The sequence below is a fragment of the Neobacillus pocheonensis genome (genome assembly GCF_050477905.1).
Lineage (GTDB): Bacteria > Bacillota > Bacilli > Bacillales > Cytobacillaceae > Neobacillus > Neobacillus pocheonensis_A.
This window is the reverse complement of record NZ_JBCNAD010000070.1, coordinates 1-2,396: the sequence shown is the minus strand read 5'-3', so window position 1 is coordinate 2,396 and position 2,396 is coordinate 1. Positions and strand designations below refer to the sequence as shown.

The 2,396-nt window shown below is 35.2% G+C and carries 1 protein-coding gene; it reads left to right on the top strand.

Annotated elements, in window-relative coordinates; genetic code table 11:
* The first annotated feature begins 478 nt into the window (after positions 1-478).
* The gene (ltrA, locus tag ABES02_RS27855) at positions 479-2,251 is read left to right on the top strand and encodes a group II intron reverse transcriptase/maturase (RefSeq protein WP_430141062.1); all 1,773 of its coding nucleotides are present in this window, start codon (positions 479-481) and stop codon (positions 2,249-2,251) included.
* Positions 2,252-2,396: the final 145 nt, after the last annotated feature.

The following is a 2,396-nucleotide window of genomic DNA, read 5'->3' as shown; positions in this document are numbered from 1 at the left end:
TTCTGAATGTACGGGTCTATAACTGCGATACATAGAAATGTGTATATCACCAAATTGTGAGGTTAGATGTGGGTTAGTAAGACTAACTAATATGAAAATCCATGATACGTTGCAGGCGTATGAATGCTAACAGGCTTACAGGAAGCACCTAAGTTCATTCTATAATAGATATAATTCAACGTTGTAAGCTGATAACGTGGAGGACTTACTTCTAATGAACCGTTGGCAAGGAAGAAAACAATGAAACTAGTTGTTGTATAACTTGCCTTTATATCAGTGAAAGTGGTGGCACAGTACCAATGAAATGTCTAATCCACATGGAGGGATAGCCACTAGACTAATAAAGATTTATTCAACCAAGTAAGGCAGTTCTTTATCGATTAATAAGGTTCTTGTAAGACTAAAAGAGGTTTAACTCCGAAAGGGAGTCACCAACTTATTGAAACGGAAGAAACTGAGACACAGTGAATATTATAGTATGCAAGATTGTTTTGACAGACTATATGCTCAAAGTGTCAGTGGTCATCACTTCTATGACTTAACAAAATTAATGAGTTCTAAAGATAATATACGACTTGCCTACCGAAACATCAAAAGAAACACAGGTAGTAAAACTGCGGGAACAGATAAATTAACCATTAACGATATTTTACATTTAACAGTGGAAGATGTAATAGCAAAGGTTCAAGCCATGTTCAAATGGTATGAACCGCAAACGGTAAGGCGTGTATTCATTCCAAAAGGAAAAGAAAAAACAAGACCTTTGGGAATTCCAACAATTTGGGATAGAATCTTTCAACAATGCATACTTCAAATTTTAGAGCCCATTTGTGAGGCAAAATTCCATAAACATAGTTATGGATTTAGACCGAACCGCAGCACTCATCATGCCAAAGCTAGGCTTGAATTTCTTATCAATCAGTCTGGACTCCATCATTGTGTTGATGTTGATATTAAGGGTTTCTTTGATAATGTTAATCACAGTAAACTTTTAAAACAAATGTGGTCACTAGGTATAAGGGATAAATCACTTCTCTCTATAATTTCCAGGCTATTAAAAGCAGAAATTGAAGGAGAAGGTATTCCTACAAAAGGTACTCCGCAAGGAGGTATCCTATCACCTTTACTTTCAAACATTGTATTGAATGAATTGGATTGGTGGATAAGTGACCAATGGGAAACGTTTGAAAGCAGGTATACTTACTCTACAAATGGAAGTAAATATCAACATTTAAAGAAGACTGCTTTGAAAGAGTGCTTCATCGTCCGCTATGCGGACGATTTCAAGGTAATGTGCCGAACTAGGTCACACGCTATAAAAACGAACTACGCATTGAAAGACTTCTTGAGAAAAAGACTTCATTTGGAAACAAGTGAGGAGAAATCGAAGGTTATTAATCTAAAGAAAAACTCTTCCGAGTTTCTTGGATTTTCAATGAAAGTTGTAAGGAAAGGAAAAACAAGATTTGGCTATGTAGCAAGATCCAATATGTCGAAAAAGGCTAAAGAAAACGCCTTTTTAAAGATTAAGGAAGCTATAAAAGGAATCAAGAAAAAGCCTTGCATTCAGACAGTTTGGAACTTCAATACTGTCGTCATGGGAATCCAAAACTATTACTCGGTCGCTACTAACATCACTATCAATCTGAATGAGTTAAACGCTCATCTCCGCAGAACGTTATATAATCAATTAAGGAACATTAGAACCGAGGCAAGTTTCCATGAGATGACTAAAACCTTACAGAAAAGATACAAGGGATATAAGGCAAAACTGTATATGATACAAAAAATGGTTTTTGTCCCCCTCCACGCACAACGCTGGAAAAAGACACTTGGATTCTCCCAAGTTATATGTAACTTTACTGCCGAAGGTAGAGCAAAAATTCATAATAGCCTAAAGGCTATTGATAAAAATACGCTTTCTTACATCATGAGAAATTACATTCCAAAAAGATCCATTGAATATAACGACAACCGAATCAGTAAATTTATTGCCCAATATGGCAAATGTGCCATATTAGGAGAAGAGTTAGGGATTCATGAATGGCATTGTCATCACATAAATCCTTATTATCTTTCGAAAGATGATTGTTATTCAAACTTAATTATTGTTCATAAAGCAATTCACCAATTAATTCATCTTAAAGATATAGTTAAAATAGAAACTCTTTTACAATCTTTAAAGCTTACAAATAAGCAGAAAGAAAAAGTAAATAAGCTACGGTTAAGATGTCTAAATGAAATAATCTAAATTTGGAAAACAGCACTCGTCTGCTTAATACATAGAACGAATAAATTGGATTAGTTGGAACGCCGTATGATTCGAAAGTTTCACGTACGGTGTGAACAGGGGGAAAAGGGAGCGATAACTTCAAAGCCTTACCTATCTGTATGAA

What these genes read in the sequence shown, in the direction of transcription:
- ltrA (WP_430141062.1), top strand. Translation starts at nt 479, where the DNA reads ATGCAAGATTGTTTTGACAGACTATATGCTCAAAGTGTCAGTGGTCAT.